Annotated in this window: 8 protein-coding genes and 2 tRNA genes; 7 read left to right on the top strand and 3 right to left on the bottom strand. The window is 44.4% G+C overall.

All coding sequences use genetic code 11. The annotated features are described in order from the left end of the window. The first annotated feature begins 403 nt into the window (after positions 1-403). The 4 genes from IM753_RS08710 to lpxC all read left to right on the top strand — a co-directional run bounded on the left by IM753_RS08710 (position 404) and on the right by lpxC (position 2,464). Positions 404-479: transfer RNA gene (locus IM753_RS08710), tRNA-Ala, on the top strand. An 86-nt stretch (positions 480-565) separates the two neighbouring features. After that, positions 566-641: transfer RNA gene (locus IM753_RS08705), tRNA-Glu, on the top strand. Between the two features lie 62 nt (positions 642-703). Beyond that, a complete protein-coding gene (locus tag IM753_RS08700; protein ID WP_062500542.1) occupies positions 704-1,402 on the top strand; it encodes a metal-dependent hydrolase in 699 nt (232 codons plus the stop codon). 114 nt (positions 1,403-1,516) lie between these two features. Continuing rightward, entirely contained in the window at positions 1,517-2,464 is a 948-nt protein-coding gene (gene lpxC, locus IM753_RS08695; protein ID WP_194109101.1) for a UDP-3-O-acyl-N-acetylglucosamine deacetylase, read from the top strand. Between the two features lie 253 nt (positions 2,465-2,717). Here lpxC and IM753_RS08690 read toward each other — a convergent pair whose 3' ends face one another. Beyond that, entirely contained in the window at positions 2,718-3,284 is a 567-nt protein-coding gene (locus IM753_RS08690; protein WP_194109100.1) for a hypothetical protein, read from the bottom strand. A gap of 173 nt (positions 3,285-3,457) precedes the next feature. On the opposite strand from IM753_RS08690, the gene IM753_RS08685 reads away from it, so the two are divergent. Next, positions 3,458-4,162 carry a CHAP domain-containing protein gene (locus IM753_RS08685; RefSeq protein ID WP_194109099.1) on the top strand — a complete coding sequence of 235 codons (705 nt, stop codon included), beginning with the start codon at positions 3,458-3,460 and terminating at the stop codon, positions 4,160-4,162. 74 nt (positions 4,163-4,236) lie between these two features. Here IM753_RS08685 and ribF read toward each other — a convergent pair whose 3' ends face one another. After that, entirely contained in the window at positions 4,237-5,202 is a 966-nt protein-coding gene (gene ribF / locus IM753_RS08680; protein WP_065256366.1) for a riboflavin biosynthesis protein RibF, read from the bottom strand. Positions 5,203-5,318: 116 nt separating this feature from the next. On the opposite strand from ribF, the gene IM753_RS08675 reads away from it, so the two are divergent. After that, positions 5,319-5,678 carry a VanZ family protein gene (locus tag IM753_RS08675; RefSeq protein WP_062500534.1) on the top strand — a complete coding sequence of 120 codons (360 nt, stop codon included), beginning with the start codon at positions 5,319-5,321 and terminating at the stop codon, positions 5,676-5,678. A 50-nt stretch (positions 5,679-5,728) separates the two neighbouring features. Continuing rightward, positions 5,729-6,289 (top strand): hypothetical protein, encoded by a 561-nt coding sequence (locus tag IM753_RS08670; protein ID WP_065256362.1) that lies wholly within the window; start codon positions 5,729-5,731, stop codon positions 6,287-6,289. 234 nt (positions 6,290-6,523) lie between these two features. Here the strand turns inward: IM753_RS08670 and IM753_RS08665 are convergent, their stop codons facing one another. Next, the gene (locus IM753_RS08665) at positions 6,524-7,042 is read right to left on the bottom strand and encodes a DUF805 domain-containing protein (protein ID WP_065256361.1); all 519 of its coding nucleotides are present in this window, start codon (positions 7,040-7,042) and stop codon (positions 6,524-6,526) included. Positions 7,043-7,175: the final 133 nt, after the last annotated feature.

Here is a 7,175-nt window from a genome sequence, read left to right as displayed (position 1 = left end):
AACATAATCTAAAATGTAGAAATATGGTGAAAATAAAATAAATCTCTTTCCAAACTAAAAATAAACCCTTATAAGTATTGGGGTTGAAGTTTTTAAAAATCCATAAAAATCAGGGTTTGGAAAGAAGTCTAATAATGTTTTTGTATGAAAAATAGCTAAATCTTGTGGCTCGAAGGCAACAACTTGCCTGATAGGATAACTATCAAACTACGTTTTTTCCTTGAAAAACGTGCGATTCCCTTGATTTTTTAAACAGGCATTTTTCATTGCAAATACAAAAGGCAGGCACGCCCTAAATAAAAACCGATAATTTTCAATAAGTTATCGGTTTTTTTTAAAATTTTTTGAAAAAATTATTTGACAAGGCACAGGCTCTTTTATATAATACGCCCACCTTAACAAAGGGGCTATAGCTCAGTTGGTAGAGCACTTGCATGGCATGCAAGGGGTCAGCGGTTCGACTCCGCTTAGCTCCACCACTTTTTAATTTTATATTAAAAAGTCAAAAACACAAGCACCTAGGCACGCTCTTTGAGCAATCTTGTGTTGGTTCGTTAAGTTTTACGCTCCATTCGTCTAGAGGCCTAGGACACCGCCCTTTCACGGCGGTAACAGGGGTTCGAATCCCCTATGGAGTGCCAAATTCTAAATCCCCAAGTTACGGCTTGGGGATTTGTTGTTATGTCGGTAGGTTTTTCGCTTTATGGCAAATTTCACCACACATTTGACCGTTGCTGCCATTGCCAGTACTGCCCTTGCCACGTTTGGCTTTGTGGGTGGGTTATTTGGCTTTGGCACGGCGGTTTTTTGTTTGGCGATAGGGGTTATTGGTGGGCTGTTGCCTGACATTGACCTTGAAACGTCCATTCCTGCCAAGCGGTTTTTTACGCTCATGTCGTTATTTATCGCCACGCTCACCGCCATTTTATACACCGCCTATCAGACCACAGGCACACAGCTGGTGGAGCAGGCACTCATGGTGTGGGGTGGGGCGTTTATGGTCGTGCGTTATGGCGTGATAGGGCTGTTTAGTCATCTCACCGTTCATCGGGGTATGGTGCATTCGGTGCCATACATGGCGATGTGTGGACTGTTTGCGGTCTATGGGGCGTTTTATGGCTTTGGCATGACTGCCAAAGTAAGCTGGCTATTTGGGGGATTTTTGTTCATCGGGGCGATGGTGCATTTGGTGCTAGATGAGATATACAGCGTCAATGTGTTGGGGCTAAAACTCAAAAAATCATCAGGCACGGCATTCAAATTCTTTGAACGTAAAAAATCCCTGCGATATGTCATGCTCTACATCATCGTGTTCGCTTTATTTTTATACGCCCCTGATTATCAGCCTGCCCTAAATGGCATTCATGCATTGGTACAAACATTTGCCACTCGCACCATTTGACACGCCTTTATTAATTTTACCAATCATTGTCATTACACCCCGCTCATGTCCGCCATGATGACAAACCTGTCATCAGATGATAAAATGCGTGATATCTAGACAGATGAGTTTAACATGAATAATAACACCGACATTAACTATTATCCTGCACGCACCCTTGCCACGCCCATCACTGCCACTGGCATAGGGCTACACAGCGGCAAGGAAGTCACGCTCACCTTGCGAGATGCCCCCATCGGCACAGGCATTGTGTTCGTACGCACCGACCTTGATAACGCCCACATTCCCATGAGTGCCACGCTCGTCCAAGACACGATGATGTCGTCCAACTTAGTGGCGGGCGATGCACGAGTTGGCACGGTAGAGCATTTGCTCTCGGCGGTGTCAGCGTGTGGTTTGGATAACTTATATATAGAAGTCAATGCCCCTGAGATTCCGATTATGGACGGCTCGGCAGCACCGTTTTTGTTTTTGATTGACGAAGCAGGCGTGGCAGAACAGCCCGCTCCCAAGAGCTTTTTAAAAGTCAAAAAAACCGTACGTGTGAGTAATGAAGACAAATGGGCACAGCTTAGCCCTTATGATGATGGTTTTTTGATGCATTTTGAGATTGATTTTAATCATGCCGCCATCAAAGCGACCGAACAGACCACGTCGCTTGATTTTAATACCGCCAATTTCGCCCGTGAAGTGGGGCAGGCTCGCACGTTCGGCTTTTTAAAAGACTTAGAAATGCTCAAAAAGCACAATCTTGCCTTAGGCGGTAGTATGGATAATGCCGTGGTGCTTGATGAGACATCGGTGGTCAATGGCGAGCTACGCTATCCTAACGAATTTGTCCGCCATAAAATGCTAGATGCGGTGGGCGATTTGTTCGTCATCGGGCATAACATCATCGGCAAATTTAACGCTTACAAATCAGGTCATGCCCTAAATAACGCACTCATCCGAGCGGTATTGGCAGATGACAGTGCCTATGAAATTGTAACAAATTATGACAAAAACAGCTGTCCGATTGCCTTTATTCCGCCCAAAAATCCCCTAAAAAATGAAGGATTTTAAGGCAAAAAATTTGGACGATTTAAATTTCGGTAAACTGACTGAAAAAGTAGCGTAATAAAGCTAAAAATTAATCAAAATGGCGTGTAACAAAGTAAAAGCGAGCTGACAGTAGCTCGCTTTTGTGTTTGTGGGGGTTTTGGGGGATTTGTGCAGGGCTTTTATGAGAGTTTTATGGAAATTTTGTGAAAATGGGCGGATTTCTTTACATAAGATTACAAAAAGACCGTAAAAGTCCCAAATTTAAGAACAATTATCATTCTTTGGTGGTGGCGGTTTGAATGAGCTTGATAAAGGACGCCTGTAAACTTGGATTTTTGATGACAAGCTTAGCAGTTTGTGTTATAGTTTGCACCGTGTTTTCGCTTAATGGTTTTTCTAAGGTGGTTTGGGCGGTGTTTTGACCGCTGACACGCTGATGAATTTTGTGATTGACAATGCCCCCCATTTTTGAAAACTGACCAAATGCTGGATGTTCATGCAGTGCCGACAGACATTCTTGATGTAGATAACGTACATGATTGGCGGATGTGATGGTTGGTAGTGCTAAGGTGATTTTATCATCATGAGCATACGCCACTTGTACCTGATTGCTAAGCTCGCCCAACACACCTGACAGCAGGGGGGCGGACAGATGGGTCAAGTGAGTAAAGTAGGCAAGTCGTCTGCTTAGGTCTTTGGGAAGTTTCGCCCCTGCCGCCGCTTGTTTTTCGGTGCGATTGGCAAGGTGGTTTGGAAAATGGGTTTTTAGATATAAGTCATCACTCATCATAATACCTTTTAAAAACTGACGGACATGGTGTCCAAGAGCTAAGTTTATCACGCCACCCGCTCAATGCCAATGTTTTATTGAGCCAAAAAGTACGTTCGGATGCGTATGGCATAAACCCAAGCTTTAACAAAACTAACTCATCTGACATCACTCATGTAAACAGGGGACGACCAACCCACAGACAAACGCTGTGTCGTCGTGCATGATGGATGCGAGGCAATCTTATGAAAAAACTCTTTTGGTTAATGTCGGCAATTACCTTTACGACAGTCAGTGCAAATGCAGAAAGTGGCAGAATCACCATCTCATCTGCCAGTGGTGAGCGTCAAGTAAATATCATCGCACCGCCCATGCCCACGCAAACGCTAAGCAATGCTGAGCTTGACAATGCCATCAATGAGCTAATGGGGGCATCACAAGGTAATTCTCGTCTGACCCAAGGGTTTAGTACCAACACTCAAACACTCACTAACTTTTCAACAAGCAATAATACAGGCAGTACAGTCGCCGCTCTAAATGGTTCTGCCCCTGCCACAGCCGCCCGTCTGGCTGCCCGTGCCGCTCACGGTAAGAGCGTGGGTCGCTGTGCCATGTATGTGCGTAAGGCACTACAATCGGCTGGTTATAGCTTCACGCCACAGCCATCTGCTTATCAGTATGCCAATGGCACACTTGCCAGTGCAGGTTTCACCCGTATCAATAATGACAACTATGTACCACAGATTGGTGACGTGGCGGTCTTTAACCGTACCAGCAGAAACCCACACGGTCATATCCAAATCTATGATGGCAGTCAGTGGGTATCAGATTTTCGTCAGCCTAATTTTAGCCCCTATCGCAACCACAACGGATACAGCGTATGGCGTGACACTCGTTACCTAGATGCCACGGCAAATACAGGTACAATGCTTGCGATGAACGAGCAGTAATATGATAAAAAAGAGCGATGGAGTCGCTCTTTTTTGTTGGGCGTTTGTTAAGGGCGTATTTGGTACGCCCTTGGCTATAAAGTATGATGCCACGCCACAAGCTCATCCACATCCCTTTTGATGCCGTCTTTTAACTGTGCCAAACTCTCATAATGACGCTCGCCATGTAGGTATTTTTTAAACATCACGCTCAACGTCATGCCATACAAATCGCCTGTAAACTCTGGTAAATGCACTTCTAAGCGATAATCCGTGCCGTTTACGCTGGGGCGTTTGCCGACATTGACCGCCCCAAACAGACTGTTGGCGGTTTGCCCCTTGATACCACCCCCTAAGGCATGTAAATCAACCGCTCGACCGTCCCTATGTGCCAAAATATCTGCCCCAAAAATCCCCTGTACGGCAGGTTTTAGTCTATCTAATGCCACATTGGCGGTGGGAAAATCAAGCGTCCGCCCGATTTTGTCGCCATGCACTACTTGCCCTGTCATCGCATAGTCTCGCCCAAGCATGATTTTGGCGGTGTCCAAATCGCCCTGTGCCAATGCACCACGCACCGCCGTGGAGCTAATCCGCTCATCATCATGGGCAACGGTGGCAAGGCTGTCCACACTAAATCCTAGCCCCTGCAAAAATGCCTTATCCCCTGTGCGGTCATGCCCAAAACGAAAATCATCGCCCAGTACCAAATGCTCTGCCCCCAAAGCGGTCAAAAGCGTGGCAAAGGCATGGGCGGATAGGTGGCGAAAATCGTCATTAAAATTTGCCTTGATGACAAAATCCACGCCATGACCGTCTAGCAAGGCGACTTTTTCGGCAAAGTTCGTCAAGCGAGCAGGGGGATTGTGTGGGCTAAAAAATTCCCTAGGCTGTGGTTCAAACACCATGACGGCAGTGGCAAGTGATTGCTTGGTGGCGTCTTTGATTAGGGTGTTGAGCATGGCTTGATGCCCCAAATGCACCCCGTCAAAGTTGCCAATGGTCAAGGCGTGTGGGGGCAAGGCGGTGGGGGCGTGTGGGTCTAAGTTGATGATTTGCATGAAAATGGAAAATGGACGGACAAAGGGCATATTATAGGCGAAATTCATCATTTTTTCATAAAAAATTGCCATAAAATTTGTTATGATGACCGCTTTGTGTGTTGTGATGATTAACGATGATAAAATTCTCTGTCAAATGGCTGTGGTTTGCCATACTGGTGTGGTTTGGGCTGTCCTGTTATGGGCTGTTTTTGCGTGTGCCGAGCGGTCAAGTGCCAAGCGTTAGCCATTTAGATAAAGTGGCTCATTTTGCGATGTTTTTTGGGCAGTTTTATCTACTATCACTGTTATTTAACATCAACACCAAAACCAAAGCACTCTGCCTGTGGGCTGTGGCTCTGGGCTGGGCGGTGGCAAGCGAGCTGATACAGGGTTATTTTACCACACGCAACATGGACGTATGGGATGGCGTGGCGGATATGGTGGGGGCGAGTTTGGCGGTGGGGTTGGGGTATTTACAGCAAAGACAGTGCTGATGAGCTTGGGGTTGTGATAAAATGGGGGTTGCCCCTACGAGACTGATGATATGAAAATTCGTGATTTTGTATTCTTATTTTTAATATGCTGTGCTATATGGGTTATACCCTACTGTGTTTGGCATGGTCGTGGACTGCCACCTGAAAAAGATTTGCATTATGTAACAGGTAAGGTTAGGCTGGTTACTGTTGCTAAAGATGGCAAAAATAGAGACATTAAACACATGAGTATTGTCAATCCCCAAACCAAAGAAAAACTGATGATTGCTTGTGGCAACATAGTTATTCCTAAAAAAGACATGTTTAGCAATTGTTTCTTAACAGATGATCATCTAAGCCAAACACTTACCATTGGTTATTATTACCAACCCTCAGTACTTGGTATTACCAATGAAGTCCCCCAAATGGCAACCATTCATATCAATAAACCTAATGGTGAGATGATAGCTGTTGATAGCTATGCCTCTACAAAAGATAAAATAGTATCCGCCAATCGGTTTTTTTTGATTTTAGGTCTGGCTACTATAATTTTATTAATATGGTCTCATATGAGAGATGTTAAAAAAGAGCTAAAAAAGAAGGAGCAAGAAAATGATGGCAAACTTGACTAGGGTGTGCCTACCTTTTGTATTTGTTATGAAAAATGCCTGTTCAAAAAAGCAGGGGAATCGCCCGTTTTTCAAGGAAAAATGCAGTATGGCAGGGTGCGTAATACGCACCTTCTAAGTGGATAAGTGGAAAATCTTATTGGTGTGTAATACGCACCTTACTGTCATTGGTGTATTTTGACGTTAAATGACTATAATTGAAAATGCCAAATTGATAGTAAGGTGGTTTATTTAAAATTAAGCAAGGGTAGTCATTAAAGATGTGAACAGCTGTTTTACACCGCCAAAGCCTATCCCAATAATAATGACCAAAGGTAAGATACTTGCCAGTATCATATCAAGCATGGTTGGCGGAGCGGACGGCTCGCCAAATTCATTTACATCATCATCGCCTTTGGCAAGCAGTAAGTACAAAAACAGCACCATATTCACATAAGGAACAAAGTACAAAATCGCCCAAAGTCTTGACCGCCCCAAATCCGTGAGTCGTCTTATCATGGGGACAAGCACAAGATACAGCATAAAAGGCATACCTACCAACAAAATAATCATGACAGGTAAATGAAGGGCGGTAACGCATACAAGCAATAACCACAAAACCACAAAGGCAATCATGAGCCAAATGCCGTTATGTGCCAAAAACTTCACTCGCCCAATGCGTCCTGTGGGTTTGTAAAAAGGCGTGGTGTCGTATTCAAAATACTCATCATCGTCAAGCTCGGCTTGCGGTGTGGTGTAAGGGTTGTGATGGGTCATGGTGTGATTGGACTTTGGAATATGGCGGTATCATAACATGATTTTTTGCAAAAAACAGTGTGTTTATTTAAATGCGTGGTATCGATAAATACTTATCATAAAATCCTTAAAACAAGACATCAATAATGCTCAT

It is taken from the genome of Moraxella sp. K127 (assembly GCF_015223095.1).
GTDB lineage: Bacteria > Pseudomonadota > Gammaproteobacteria > Pseudomonadales > Moraxellaceae > Moraxella.
The sequence above is the reverse complement of the archived record's forward strand: the minus strand, read 5'-3'. Positions and strand labels throughout refer to the sequence as shown.